Below are 11,918 nucleotides of genomic sequence, written 5' to 3' on the forward strand. Positions count from 1 at the left end.
ATCCCGAATCAGTGAGGGGCGGCCGTGAGGCTCGTGGGCCGCGCGGCGCCCGCTTCTTCTTCGACGATCTGGCCGAAATCCAGCTTGATGAAGCGCTCGGCGAGATGAAAGTAGCGATCGTCGTGCGTGATGACGAGCACGGTCTTGCCTCTCGCCTTCAGCTCCGGCAGCAGGCGCTCGTAGAACACGTCCTTGAACAGCGGGTCCTGGTCCGCGGCCCATTCGTCGAACACATAGAACGGCCGGTTCTCGAGATAGGCGACGACAAGCGCAAGCCGTTTGCGTTGTCCTTGCGAGAGGTCCAGCGTGGAAAACTTGCCGTCTTTCACGCTCACTTTGTGGTCGAGCTGCAGGTCCGCGAGTAGCTGCTGCGCCTGCGCGTCGAGTCCGTCTGCTTGCATGCCGAGCAGCGTGTCGAACAGGAAGAAGTCGCTGAACACGACGGAGAAATGCTGACGATAAACATCGCGCCGCGCCTCGTCGACGGGCTCGCCGTTCAGCAGCAGACGGCCGCTCTCCGGCACATAAAGGCCGACCAGCATCTTGGCGAGCGTGGTCTTGCCGCTGCCGTTGCCGCCGATCAGATAAACGAGCTCGCCGGGCCGGAACGTGAGGTCGACTGGACCGAGCGTAAATACTTCGTTGTCCTTTTCACGGAAGTAACGATGCGTGGCGCCGTCGAGCGCAATGCTCTCGAACGACACGGCGGTTGGCGGCTCGAGCATGATTTCGCCCGGCAGTTCCGCGTTGACCTGTTCGATACGTTCGAGCGCAACGCGCGCCGAACTGAGGCTCGGCATCGCAGACAGGACGGCTTCGATCGGCATGATCATGTAGACGAACACGATCGCGTAGCCCGACATGACGTGCGGGTCCACTTTGATGTAGCGCGCGAAAACGAAGAGCGTGAGACCGATAAAGGCGAACAGGATGAAGTTGCCCCAGCTCGACGCGGCCGCATACAGCATGTAGCCGCGCGTGCGCTGCACGCGCACCGCCTCGACGTTGCTCGCGAGCGTGTCTTCGACGAAAGCACGCTTGCGCGCACGGTGCAGCTTCAGCTCCTTGGCGCCGTCGAATAGCGCGCGGAAGTGCCGGACGAGGTCGTCCTCGCGCTTGCGCGACGCGCGCAGATGAAACATCGCACGGCTATGCGCGTAGCGAAAGCCCGTCATGCCGAGCACGATGGTGACGATTGCAACGAGCAGGATCGGCCATGACATGTAGCCGAGATACGCGAGACAGCCTGCGATTACCGCACTTTGCATCGCAAGCGAAGGCAGGCTCACGAAAAACACGACGATCGTATCGAGGTCCTGCGTGAGGACTGCTAGCGATTTCGCCGCGCCCTGCTTTTCCAGCTGAGCAAACGCGGCGTCGCCGATGCGGCGGATGGTGCGCATGCGCAGCGTCGCCTTCGCCTGCTGGCCGAGCCACATGAAGAGCGACTGCGCGAGCGCGCGCATCGCGAGTACGACGAGGCCCACGGCGAGAAACTGCAAGCCGAGCCGCGCGAGGCCGTCCGGCGTCGCGATGAGCGCCTGGTTGATGAGCGCAAGGAGCGCGGCATTGCCGAGGCCACCGAGTACGCTGGTAATGAGCGCGGCGGCAATCATCCAGCGCGATCTGCTGACCAGTTGCAAAAGTAACGACATGAAGCTCCTTCCATTGCGAGCGTGAGTGCACGAGGCGGAAGCCGGCAGCCTCTCGCACCGGCCCCCTCAGTTATCGGTGCTTCGCGCATCGTCGCTTTGCGCGAAGGCTCTTTCGTGTTCGTGACGCGTGCCGTGGGCAGGCGCATGACGGTGCACCTGCACCGAATGCACCGAATGCCCCCCCTGGGTGCGGCGTTTCAGGAACGGACAGCGTTCCTCGATGGGCGCGTTCGCGTCGTCGAGAAAGTACTGCTTCCATTCGAGGTTGCCCGGATCGCCGTAAAAGCCGAGATCCGGATGCGCGGGAATGTCGTCCCACGTTTCGAGGCGCTTGCGCACCTGGTTACGCGCCTCGCGGCCAATCACCTTGTTCGTGATCGTGTCGACGAACACCGAACGCGGCTGAAACAGCAGCACCATGCCTGGGCCCAGATTGCGGCTATGGCGCGCGCGAAACGACGGGCACGCGCAGACGACGAACATCTGCACGCCGGCATACGAAAACTCCCACGCCTCGTCCATCGGGTCCGGCTGCTGGTCCGCGGACGGGTCCGGGTCGATGTCGTGCAGGCGCTGCAGAATGCCCCAGAACAACGTTCTATAGGCGTCGTGCGAAAGCGGCTGCGGGTCCGGCTCGAAGAACACTGCGATATTGTTTCTCCGGTACGCTGGCTGCGATGCGAGCTCTGCGAAGGTTTGCATCGTCGCGGGTAGATCGCGCAGATCGCGCCCGTTGACGAACGAGTAGAACATCTCGCCGCGCCGTTCCGCCATCGTGCCGAAAAAACACGGATACGCCGGATCCAGCACCTGCTCGCGCAGCGTCGCGTAGGAGGCGTCCAGCCACGCGGGCGCCGACACGGCCGCACCCGTCGCCCTGCCTGCGATGATCCGGCTTTTCCAGTCGCTGACTTCGAATCGATCTGCCTCTCCGATAGCACTGTTGCCACTTTGCATCGTTCGCTCTCTCTTCCTGACCCACTGTTGTACGCGCCGAACGCGCGAGGCATCCCGGACCGCGTGGCCGGGACGTCGATATTGCTGTCGTGGGGAAGAGGCACCTTTGTTGTCGATCTTCGCCGTGGGCGCCTGCATGGTGTTGCCGCTTGCTCGTCGTTGCACCGCATTCAGGCCGAAGCAGCCGCCGGTTCATCGAGCCCGGCGACGAGGGCCTCGACCCACTCGTCGGGAATGATCGGCTGGTGATACGTGCATTCGTTCGATACCACCGTCGAGCCATGCAGACGGCCATCTGGAATCAGCACCATGTCGCCTTTGTGCAAGGCAAGCTGCATTCCGATGTTGCCCCAGAAGAGCATGTCGCCCTCTTCGATGGTCACGAGACGATGATCGTTATGCACGTGCGTCGTCGAACACATTTCGTGCGGCTCGACGAAGGTCTCCCGATCGATACCGGGACACTCGGCGTCGATGCGCGAGCTGATGCGATGCGCGAAAGCGACATAGTCGCGAATCGACGAAAGCCAGCGCAGCTGCTCGCCGAGATCCCAGCGCGCACGCCCGGCAAGTCGCTCGCCGGCGACGAGACCTTGCACGTATTGTGCGTGCGCGGCCGCGCCGAAGTTTTCGGCCACGCGCCCCAATGCGCGCGCCGCCCGCTGTTCCAACGCGCTTTTCAACGCAGACGCCTGCGCGCGACCGCGACCCGCGGGTTGCAGATGGGCGCACGCGCGTTCGAGCGCAAGACCGAACGCGAGCCATTCAGCCTCGGCCGCGAATGCCGCGCCGACGAGCCCGAATGCGCGATCCGGCCGACGCGCGAGCGCATACAACAGGTTGCATTTGGCCGTGCTGGTCGGCAGATAGAACTGCCAGTACGCATGCTGCCGGCGCGTGATGCCGCTCGCGGCCGCGACGCGTTCAAGGAGCGTGTCATCCGGCACTTCGCGATGAAGGCTCGGCCGTTCGTCGGGCGGCAACATGTCGAAGAAGCCGCTCGCAGCAGCTCGTGCGAGCGCGCGGCGCGTCGAAACTGCTAACGCCCAGCGCTGCACCATGATGAAGCGCAGCCCCTCCTCGAGGTAATCGTTGCGCATGAGACGCTCGAACGTGGCGCTCCAGAACGCGAGTTCTTCGTCGACGATGCGCGTGACGCGTGCACTTGTTGCGTCGACGCTTTCGCTAGTGACGACATCTTTAGTCAGGTATTCGAACGAATACGCTTCGAGAAACGGCGCGATTTGCGCTCCGAGTTCGCGCGTGTCTTCGCGGTAGAAGTCGGTAAAGTGTTGCCAGTCTGCCGGCTCGCCGCTCGAAGGCGCGCGCGCAATGTCGAGCTCGTAAATCGACATCAGCGTGCGGCCGGACGCGAGCGCCGGGAGGCGGCTCACGTTGTGCTCGCGCACCGGCTTCATGAACTTGAGGAACTCGAAGTCCTCGGGCCGCAGCGGGCGGCGATGGAAGTCGTCGGCGAGCAGCAGCTCATCGACGGTCGCGCTGCGAAACGGCTTGGCCGCGGCAAACTGTTTGATGAGCGCGACGTAGCGCCCGCTCTGGCCAACGAACGGCGAAAAATCGAAGATCGGCAGCGAAGCCTGGCTCATGGTCATTCGGTCCTTATCCGGGTTGCCTCAAACTGCGAGTGGTGGCTGCACAGCGCTTTGAGCGAGTGGTTCATGCAAGGGCTCTGCGCAACGGGTCGGTCATGGGCGCGGCGCGCTGCGACTCTTGCGGCGGCTGTGCAAATTTCGCTTCTTGCGCTTCTTCCATGCCTGGCACTGGACCGCCTCGTTTCGCGAGCGATCCGGCGACGACTGCAAGTACCGCTTCGCGCGCCGTGTCGATAAAGAAATGCCCGCCGTCGAACCAGTGCACGGTACATGCGCCGCGCGTCTCTTCCGCCCAGGCCTCGACGTCTGCGCTGTTTGCCGTCGCGGGATCGTCCCGGCCGACGAACACGTCGATGGGGCAATCGGGCATAACGGGGCTATCCGCGGACACGATGCGCGCCGTCCTATGCGCCGGATGCATGCCGCACAAGTGAAAGTCCGCACGCAAGAGCGGCAACATGAAGTCGACGAAATCCGCGTCGTCGAGCAGTTCGGCGGGCGTACCGCCGCGCTCGCGCAGGCACGCAATCATTTCGGCATGCGAACAATTCAGCCAGTGCGTTTCATGTTTGCGGCGCGCCGGCGAAATGGTGGCGGACGCTCCGAACCAGACAGGCCCGGGCTTGCCCCGCTCGCGCAGCGCATGCATGAGTTCCAGCCCCACGAGAGAACCCATGCTGTGCCCAAACAAGGCGAACGGAGCCGCACCGTCGATCAGCGTGAGCAGTTCGTCCGCAAGTTGCTCCACGAGCGCAGGCCATTCGGTATGCGGCGGCGAGAAACGGCGCATACCGTGGCCCGGCAATTCGAGCGTGCGCACCTGCACATACGACGGCAGCCGCTGCGACCAATCGCGATACAGCGCGACACTGCCGCCGGCATGCGCGAGGCAGACAAGGGTGAGCGTGCTCGACACGTGCGCTTCGTGCCGGGACGAAGTCATCGGTTCCGTGCCCATGCTTCAGGCGTTCGTGACGCCTTCGGGCCCTGCGCTGCCGGCCATTGCCTGACGCAAGCTCAACGGACGCATGTCGGTCCACACCTCGTCGATCCATTGCAGGCACTCGTCTTTCTTGCCAGACTTGCCTGCTTCGCGCCAACCGGCCGGAATGGCCTTGTAGTCAGGCCAGATCGAATACTGTTCCTCGTGATTGACAACGACAACGAAATTGCTGTTTTCGTCACCCCAGCTCATCGCGGCTCCTGAATGAAGTTGTGTATTGCCTTCTGCGTCCCGCCGGAGCGGTCCACTGCAATTCTCGTGCATCTGGCACAGGTTTTAAATGCGAATCATTTACATTTAAAGCGATCCGTCGGCACGGCGGGCATCAAGGGGCGTGACCCGTGGTCGAAGCCCCACTTCGGCTCTGCGGTGCAAACGTGCGCCAGACAAGAACGCAGCATAAGCCAAAAACTTTTATCAGACAAGCAAATAAGAATCATTTGCATTGGCATGTGTTTGTCGCCATGATGGGGGGGATTCAAAACTTAAGCCGTTCGCCATGGCCAATTCACAGCGTCGCCTCAGCCACTCCGTCGCTTCCGACAGTCTGACAAACGCGCAGCACGCCTTTTTCGACACGCTGCTCTCGCGCCAGTCTCACTGGCCGCTGGCCGAGCCAGGTCCGAGCGATGCCGAGTTGGGCGTGATCTTCGATGCCGCGATGCGCGCGCCTGATCATGGCGCGCTGCGTCCGTGGCGCTTTGTGCTGATACGCGACGACGCGCGCGCCGATTTCGGCGAGATACTCGTGGATGCCGCGGCGCGCCGCGAGCCAGCGAAGGCGCGCGCTGAGCACGAACATCGGCGGCAACTTGCGTACACGGCGCCGCTCGTCGTCGTGATAGCCGCAGCGCCTTCAGCGAGCTCGCACATTCCCGAAGCTGAACAGATGCTTTCAGTCGGCGCGGCCGCGATGAATATGCTCAACGCGATTCACGCCCTCGGCTATGGCGGCTTCTGGGCGACGGGCGCGGACGCTTACGATCCGAACGTGCAGGCTGCGCTCGATTTCGAGTCTTCTGAGCGCGTGCTCGGCTTTCTATTCGTCGGGACACCGAAATCTCGCGCAGCCGTTGCCTCGCGACCGTCGCCTTCGCTTTATTTGCGGGAATGGCTGGGGCGCGCGTCGATCTGAAATGTCGATGGCGCAACGCGCTGAACAGGCGAGCGACCGCATTCATCCGGCGCTGTGCGTCGAGCATTAGTCAGATACCGACTGCCGTGGATCGACACGCGGCGCGCCAATTTATATTCCGATACCGCGACTAGTACTCGACATTGCTCCTTGCAAAGCTGCGGTCGAAGTTCCCGACGTCGTCACAAAGTGTTAAGCGTGTCCGATGGTCCATCACCGGGAGCTGTTCTGAGACTCACTGCCCGACGCAACAAGCAACTGGTCGACCAGCTCGAGCTTCAACGGCTTGTCGGCGTCGAGCTTCTTCCTGACGATTGCGTATTTCCAGCCGTCGCCCGTGCCCGGATTGCGATAGAACGCGACGATAGCCACGTAGTTGGTGTCAGCCTGCATCGGCTGCGTAAGGCTCGCAGACGCACCCGGGTTCAGCACGGACGCCATGCTCGCCTGCAGATCCTGCGCAAGCACGATCCGGTCGTTTTTCAAAAGGTCTTCGTACGAAGCGCCGTCAAACATCTTGCGGTCCTTCAGCTGATAGACGCGCACCGCAACCGACGTGGGGCGGCCGGCGTCATCGGGGTTCAATGCTTCGCGGGCGGAAAGATCGACTTTGAGCACCTTGATCTGCTTGAAGAACACAGCGTGGTACGCGCTCGACGACGCGTCGGAAACGGACTGCCACGCGCCGCACGCCGACAGCAGGAGAGCGGATGCGAGGGTTGAGGTAGCGAAACGAATGGACATCGATATTCCTCGGTCAGGCATGGCGCGGTGCGAGGTGTGGATTAGGCGCTGGCTTCGGGAATGCTTCGTAGACGCCGAGCGCGATATTGATCAGGCGTTCCTCATCGGCGGGCAGCACACTGGTCCACGCGAGGCGCGGCGCCGGTCCGCCTGACGGGTGACCGATGGCTGGCTTAGGTGCAAGCCGCGACGACACTTCCATGCGCAGGTGCACGTCCGCCTTCGCGCCCACGTACAGTTGCACGTACGCCAGCAACTCACGATGAAGCGTGGCCCCGGGCAGCAGCTCGTGGGCCTGCTGCGCGTCGGCCGGGCGCAAGATGACCCGCACTGCCCGGCCGCGATGGACGAGCCGCCTGCCGAGCACGTAGCTGCCCCCAAGACCGGGCTGCGCACGGTCTTCTGGAACCGAAGCACGGCCGCCGGACGTCAGCGGCCGCGGCTGCCCTGCCCGCGTGAGTACGGGAAAGAATTCGTCGACGCGCACGCCGACGCCAGGGACGGCGAGCGCGACGACGCGCGCGAGGCCTTCCGACGTTCGCGTACGCTGAATCAGCAAGCCCAGCAATGCGAGCATCCGCGAATCCGGCAAGCCAGCGCGCTGAGGTTTATCGCCCAAGCCAAAGCCGGCCACGCACAGCAGATTACGTGAATGCGCATCGCTGCCGCCCGCGCGGAAACTCTCGGCGTAGCGGTACTTCTTCCATGCGCGGTACAACAGCGTGACCACGCGGTGATGGAACTGATCCAGAAAAGCCTCGACGGCCTCGTGCCCTTCCTCTCGCAGCACGATATCGTCGATCATGTGCGGAGGCATCGCTGCGTCGACGCCGTACAGGCCCATGAACGTGGTGCGCACAGTGGGCGGCAAGCGGGAGCCGAACGCAGGGCCGAAGATATCTGTCCCGTCATGGAACTCCACTGACGCTACTTCACCGGCCGGAAACCCCGTGCGGGGACGCGGCCTGAAGCGAACCGGTTCGTGCTCAGGTGTATCGCACGTGCCGAAGCCCGGACGCGCCGGTACACGCACCTCGAGCAGACGACACAGCTGCATGAAGTTCATCTTCGGGGCGCGGGTGAGCAGTGATGCGACCAGCGGGTCCAGATTCGGCGGATCGAGATCGGGCAACTCGCGCAATTTCATAGCGGCGCCCTCTGTGCCTTGCTGCGCGGCCAGTCCGTGCGCGTTTGCAACGGCAGGCTCACGATCGACAGCTTCGTAAACAGATTGATCTCCGCATACTGCTCGAAGAAGCGATGCAGCAGCTCACCAAAGAGCATGACATCGCCCTCACCGGCGAATGCATGGGAATCAAGGGTCACTTCGATGAGCACACCGCGTTCGACAGCGCCGCCCGAGACCTCTTCGAGCAGTTCCTGTGAAACCCACAGAATGCCGGCGAGACGCCGGCGGTTCAGTTCGTCATGAGTCCAGTCGTAGAGCGCGAGCGCGCCGCGCAGTACTTCCGCGTTCATCATCGAGAGGAAATTCGGTGCGAGATGCGACAGCACCCGCCACTGAAAGCGGTCGCCGGTCGGCGGATAGAGCGGAAGCGTCGGGGCAACGAGATTGCTCACACCCACGACGTTCGGCGTGCTCGCCGCAAGCTCGGCGATGCTCGCTTCGCGCAGACCCTTGCGCGGCAGCATGCCGTTCGTACCCGTTACGCGCAGCGAGAGGCTTTCCTCAGGCAGCGTAGCCATGGATTCCCACGCATGACCGCCGAGAATGACCCACGTCTCGTGCAGCCCGGAGACGCCGGGGCGTACGCGAGCATGAAAGTAGCGCTCCGGCGCTTCGTGACGCAGCATGCCGCCGCGGTGCCGGAACGTTGTGAACGGTGCGTATTCGTACCGTTGCGCGGTTTCGTGATCGAACGCCTCGATCGCATCGACCGAGTATGTTTCGACGTGCTCCCCTTGATGGCCGGCCGGCACCACCCGGTATTCCGTCTCGTGGTGACCGATTTCGATCGGCTCTGCGTCGAGTTCGAAGAGGTTGATGACCGGCGCGCAGAAGAGCCGCACGTTCTCCGCGGTAAAACGCTGGTCCGACGGATACGTATGCTTGAGCAGGATCTCGAGCTCGAAGCGGGTCGCCTTCTCAGGCAGTTTCGTGATATCGATCCCGCGGAGGTCGACAAAGAGGAACTTCTCGCGAAAAGTAAAGTACTCGAGGAGCAACTGGTAGCCCGAGAACGCCGCATCGGACTTCGACCATAGGCGCTCTTCGGTCGAGAACCCGGCTGGCTCGAGCGCGACACCGGTAAGCGGCAATGCTTCGCCGGCGGCCTGACCATGGTTCGCTTCCTCGATACGCCACGCGATTGAATCGACCTGGCGCGTGAGCGCGAGATGCATCGCGAACGCGGTCGGCAGGTCCGCATTCAGGTACAGGCGCAACCGCGACAAATCCGTTTCCTGGCGACGCGCCGACGCGTCCAGCGCAAACCCGAGCCGGACCACAGAACGGCCGTCGTGGCGCACGGTCGGGCCGGCGTGCGTGATGGCAACCGGTTGGAGTGTGACCGGCTGCGTGGTCCGGTACAGGCACTGCACCGTCTTCGGCGTCGTACCCTCAGAGCCTGGCACGAGCGGCACCGCTATCGGCGCGGAGCGCACCGGCACGCCCGCCGGCACGACATCGGTTCGCTGGAGCTTTTCCGCAAGCGGAATCAGCTCGACCACCGACAGCGACGGGATCATCCGCAAGTAGTGGGGCCACAACAGGCTCACGAGCCCTTCAGTCAGCTCAGGCAGTTCGTCGTCAAGTTTCTGCTGGAGCCGCGCGGTGAGAAATGCAAAACCTTCATAGAGCCGCTCGACATACGGGTCGCGGTCACCCACGCGATCGAGGTTGAGCATGCGCGCGCGGTCAGGATGCGCTTTCGCGAATTCCTTGCCCGACTCGCGCAGATAGCGCATTTCCCTTTCGTAGTAGCGCAAAATTGGATCGTCGTTTTTCATGGAGTTTTTGTTACGAAAGGGTCAGCGAGCGCGCCGGATCGAGCACGGTGAGTTCCGCCTGCAATTCGCCGATGCGACGCGCAAGGCCTGGCTTGTCGGCATCCTTGCGGTTGCTCATCGTCTTGAGCGCTCTGACCAGTTGCTGCTTGATCTCGAAGACAAGTGCCGGCTCCCAGCGCGCGAGCGGTAACGAACGCGTGCCGGCATCGAGCTCGGCGAGCAGGGCCAGTGCCGTGTCAGCGCGGCCCGCGTGATTGGCCACGCGCGCCATCACGAGCCGCTGCAGGTAGCGATGACGGTCGGTCTTCATCCCTGGCAGCGCTTCCAGCCAGGCGAAAGCGGCCTCGATGCCATCTCGTCCAGCCAGTTCCCGCGCTTGCAGCTCGATCTCCGGCCAGTCGCCGGTTGCGCCGTCCTCGCTATCGGCGGACACCGGAAGCGACGCCAGCAATTCGCCCGCTTCCAGATCGCGCACGACAGCGTGCCGCGCGATCCATTCGAGCGTCACGTCGTCGGCGAACGGAGTGCCGTCGTTGAACGCCAGCCGTTCAATGCCAGGCAGCCGTTCGAGGAACAGCGCGAAGTCCGCGCGCAGCATGTCGCGCCACGTGCTGTACGGTGCGCCGACGCTATCCAGCGCAACGTGCTGGAAGTACTGCAGATCGAGCCACAGGTGATTGACTCCCTCCATAAAAGCGCCTTCGATGCGTTCGAGCAGTTCGTGCCACTGCTTCTGCAGCACGAGCCGCTTGAGCTGCTGCCGCAACTCCATGCGCGGCGGCGCCAGACGCGTGCGGCCTGTCGCGTCGGCGGGCGGCACTTCATGCAGCGTGTCCCAGCGCACGCTGCGCACGAGTCGCACGGACGGCAGGTAGCCGTTTTCCTGATCCCGCAGCCAGGTCGCCATGGCGCGCGCCTGGTCCAGCAGATCTCGCGTCGAAGTGATCGAGCCAGAAGCCGGTGCCCGCGATAACGACGACGATGAGGTAGGCAGTACGGCATGGTGGTGCGTGCCTGCCGTGGCTTCATCGTTCCGTTCGAATCGTGAGACGAGTGGTTGGAGGTTGGGCCGCGCGGCCTCGGGCCAGCTTCCGGTGTGTGCGACGAGCACGTCGAGCGCGGCCAGCGCGCGTTCGAGATCTGCTGACGCGAAGTCGCCGCGGGTTTCCAGCAACTCGATCATGCGGGTGGTGGCCAGCATCTCAAGTGCCGCCTTTTTCGCTTCGACGCGTGCGGGCAGCGCGGCTTCGCCGAACCGGTCGACGAGCGCTGCCGCCAACTCGAGGCCATCCGCGAAACCTGCGGGGCCATCCTGCCGCAGCCGTGCGAGTGCATAGTAGCCGGCCAGACGCAAGTCCTTGCCGGTCTCCATGAGCAGTTGCTCGCACGAGCGGATGATGAGTCCATCGTCGATTCCGGAGAGTTTTTGCGTTTCTTCCCGGAGCTGGAAAAACGTGTCTTCATATCCGGGATCGCGGCCCACACCGGCGTCGCCCGCGAGCGGCTGAAGCCAGGCACTCCACGCGTCGAGGCGCGAGCGGGCCAGCTCCTCGCCGTCGTCCCGTGCCGGAAAGAGTTTCTCAAACAGTCCTGCCAGCATCACTCCACCTCCGGCAACGCGCCGTATGGCAACGGCGTCCCGGCGCGCCTCGCTGCGGCCATCGCAGCAGGCGGCAGCGGCGGTGGCTGCGCTGGCAAAGCCGTGGCCAGGCGCTTTGGCACGCCATTCCCCGCCCCATTCGCCGCCCCATTCGCCGCCCCATTCGCCGCACCGGTGACGAAGACCCGTGTCGGCAACATGAAATGACGCAATTGCAACACGTCCAGCGGACCTGCACCGG

General features: G+C 63.5%; 11 protein-coding genes. 1 reads left to right on the plus strand and 10 read right to left on the minus strand.

Annotated elements, in window-relative coordinates; genetic code table 11:
• Positions 1 to 8: 8 nt before the first annotated feature.
• The 5 genes from HV711_RS26805 to HV711_RS26825 all read right to left on the minus strand — a co-directional run bounded on the left by HV711_RS26805 (position 9) and on the right by HV711_RS26825 (position 5,420).
• A complete protein-coding gene (locus HV711_RS26805; protein WP_035483703.1) occupies positions 9 to 1,655 on the minus strand; it encodes a cyclic peptide export ABC transporter in 1,647 nt (548 codons plus the stop codon).
• 66 nt (positions 1,656 to 1,721) lie between these two features.
• The gene (locus tag HV711_RS26810) at positions 1,722 to 2,612 is read right to left on the minus strand and encodes a YqcI/YcgG family protein (protein WP_028362873.1); all 891 of its coding nucleotides are present in this window, start codon (positions 2,610 to 2,612) and stop codon (positions 1,722 to 1,724) included.
• Between the two features lie 170 nt (positions 2,613 to 2,782).
• On the minus strand, positions 2,783 to 4,219 hold the full coding sequence (locus tag HV711_RS26815; RefSeq protein ID WP_035483704.1) for a cupin domain-containing protein: 1,437 nt from the start codon (positions 4,217 to 4,219) through the stop codon (positions 2,783 to 2,785).
• Positions 4,220 to 4,289: 70 nt separating this feature from the next.
• Positions 4,290 to 5,183 (minus strand): thioesterase II family protein, encoded by an 894-nt coding sequence (locus HV711_RS26820; protein ID WP_035483707.1) that lies wholly within the window; start codon positions 5,181 to 5,183, stop codon positions 4,290 to 4,292.
• Positions 5,184 to 5,186: 3 nt separating this feature from the next.
• Entirely contained in the window at positions 5,187 to 5,420 is a 234-nt protein-coding gene (locus HV711_RS26825; protein WP_013587898.1) for an MbtH family protein, read from the minus strand.
• A gap of 307 nt (positions 5,421 to 5,727) precedes the next feature.
• On the opposite strand from HV711_RS26825, the gene HV711_RS26830 reads away from it, so the two are divergent.
• Positions 5,728 to 6,363: a nitroreductase family protein gene (locus HV711_RS26830; RefSeq protein ID WP_082201557.1), complete on the plus strand. Its 636-nt coding sequence runs from the start codon at positions 5,728 to 5,730 to the stop codon at positions 6,361 to 6,363.
• 213 nt (positions 6,364 to 6,576) lie between these two features.
• Here the strand turns inward: HV711_RS26830 and tssJ are convergent, their stop codons facing one another.
• From tssJ to HV711_RS34105, 5 genes are all read right to left on the minus strand, one after another.
• Entirely contained in the window at positions 6,577 to 7,107 is a 531-nt protein-coding gene (gene tssJ / locus HV711_RS26835; RefSeq protein ID WP_015002265.1) for a type VI secretion system lipoprotein TssJ, read from the minus strand.
• A 13-nt stretch (positions 7,108 to 7,120) separates the two neighbouring features.
• On the minus strand, positions 7,121 to 8,254 hold the full coding sequence (tssG, locus tag HV711_RS26840) for a type VI secretion system baseplate subunit TssG (protein WP_035483711.1): 1,134 nt from the start codon (positions 8,252 to 8,254) through the stop codon (positions 7,121 to 7,123).
• Entirely contained in the window at positions 8,251 to 10,077 is a 1,827-nt protein-coding gene (tssF, locus tag HV711_RS26845) for a type VI secretion system baseplate subunit TssF (protein WP_035483715.1), read from the minus strand. Before tssF ends, tssG begins: the two co-directional genes overlap by 4 nt.
• A 10-nt stretch (positions 10,078 to 10,087) precedes the next feature.
• Positions 10,088 to 11,677 (minus strand): type VI secretion system protein TssA, encoded by a 1,590-nt coding sequence (gene tssA, locus HV711_RS26850; protein WP_035483716.1) that lies wholly within the window; start codon positions 11,675 to 11,677, stop codon positions 10,088 to 10,090.
• The coding region (locus HV711_RS34105) for a hypothetical protein (protein ID WP_254604905.1) at positions 11,677 to 11,918 on the minus strand (242 nt) is incomplete at its 5' end. The genes HV711_RS34105 and tssA, both read right to left, overlap by 1 nt.

This window comes from Paraburkholderia phenoliruptrix (assembly GCF_902859825.1).
Classification (GTDB): Bacteria; Pseudomonadota; Gammaproteobacteria; order Burkholderiales; family Burkholderiaceae; genus Paraburkholderia; species Paraburkholderia phenoliruptrix.

Coding starts and splice junctions, on each gene's coding strand:
- HV711_RS26810 (WP_028362873.1), bottom strand. CDS start 2,612: ATGCAAAGTGGCAACAGTGCTATCGGAGAGGCAGATCGATTCGAAGTC.
- HV711_RS26815 (WP_035483704.1), bottom strand. CDS start 4,219: ATGAGCCAGGCTTCGCTGCCGATCTTCGATTTTTCGCCGTTCGTTGGC.
- HV711_RS26830 (WP_082201557.1), top strand. CDS start 5,728: ATGGCCAATTCACAGCGTCGCCTCAGCCACTCCGTCGCTTCCGACAGT.
- HV711_RS26805 (WP_035483703.1), bottom strand. CDS start 1,655: ATGTCGTTACTTTTGCAACTGGTCAGCAGATCGCGCTGGATGATTGCC.
- HV711_RS26825 (WP_013587898.1), bottom strand. CDS start 5,420: ATGAGCTGGGGTGACGAAAACAGCAATTTCGTTGTCGTTGTCAATCAC.
- tssA (WP_035483716.1), bottom strand. CDS start 11,677: ATGCTGGCAGGACTGTTTGAGAAACTCTTTCCGGCACGGGACGACGGC.
- tssF (WP_035483715.1), bottom strand. CDS start 10,077: ATGAAAAACGACGATCCAATTTTGCGCTACTACGAAAGGGAAATGCGC.
- HV711_RS26820 (WP_035483707.1), bottom strand. CDS start 5,183: ATGGGCACGGAACCGATGACTTCGTCCCGGCACGAAGCGCACGTGTCG.
- tssG (WP_035483711.1), bottom strand. CDS start 8,254: ATGAAATTGCGCGAGTTGCCCGATCTCGATCCGCCGAATCTGGACCCG.
- tssJ (WP_015002265.1), bottom strand. CDS start 7,107: ATGTCCATTCGTTTCGCTACCTCAACCCTCGCATCCGCTCTCCTGCTG.